This is a genomic window from Okeania sp. SIO3I5, assembly GCF_010672085.1.
Lineage (GTDB): Bacteria > Cyanobacteriota > Cyanobacteriia > Cyanobacteriales > Microcoleaceae > Trichodesmium.
The window spans coordinates 1-1,018 of sequence record NZ_JAAHHT010000557.1 but is presented as its reverse complement, the minus strand read 5'-3'; the positions used below and the strand labels follow the sequence as shown (position 1 = coordinate 1,018).

General features: G+C 41.4%; 1 protein-coding gene. It reads left to right on the top strand.

From position 1 onward, the window contains the following. A partial coding sequence (locus F6K40_RS40520; RefSeq protein ID WP_293146075.1) for a protochlorophyllide reductase occupies positions 1-875 on the top strand: 875 nt, incomplete at its 5' end. Positions 876-1,018: the final 143 nt, after the last annotated feature.

Sequence of the window (1,018 nt, the reverse complement as noted above, 5' to 3'; positions counted from 1 at the left end):
ATGTTGTGATGGCCTGTCGAGACCTCTCAAAAGCAGAAAGAGTCGCCCAGGAAGTAGGAATGGCACAAGATAGTTACACTGTTATGCACCTAGACTTGGCCAGTTTAGAGGGTGTAAAAAAGTTTGTCAATACTTTCCGAGAAAGTGGTAGGTCTCTGGAAGCTTTAGTCTGCAATGCTGCGGTATATTTGCCATTGTTAAAAGAACCGATGCGCAGTGTAGATGGTTATGAACTAAGTGTCGCTACAAATCATCTCGGACATTTTCTTCTATGCAACATTATGTTAGAAGATTTGAAACAGTCTTCTGCTACAGATAAAAGATTGGTAATTTTGGGAACTGTAACAGCTAACCCGAAAGAGTTGGGAGGAAAAATTCCGATTCCTGCACCTCCAGATTTAGGAAATTTGCAGGGTTTTGAAGAGGGTTTTAAAACTCCGATTACGATGATTAATGGTAAGAAGTTTAAGTCTGGCAAAGCTTACAAAGATAGCAAACTCTGTAATGTTTTGACAATGCGAGAGTTGCATCGGCGTTATCACGAGTCAACAGGAATTATTTTTAGTTCTCTGTATCCTGGATGTGTAGCAGATACACCTCTATTCCGAAATCATTTTCCTTTATTCCAGAAAATTTTCCCACTGTTTCAAAAGAATATTACTGGGGGATATGTTTCTCAAGATTTGGCAGGAGAAAGGGTTGCTGCGGTAGTTAAAGATGATGAATATAAGGAATCTGGAATGTATTGGAGTTGGGGAAATCGCCAAAAGAAAGATCGTCAGTCTTTTGTGCAAGAGGTTTCTGATGAAGCAAATGATGATGATAAGGCAATTAAACTTTGGGAATTAAGTTCAAAGTTGGTGGGGTTGAGTTAGGCGTAGTGGATAGACACAACTCCTTGTATTAGGGAGTAGGGGAGTGGGAGAGTAGGGGAGTGGGGGAGTGGGGGAGTAGGGGAGTAGGGACGTTGCATAACAAAAATGCGAACGTCCGTACAGAGTGGGGGAGAAAGATTGTA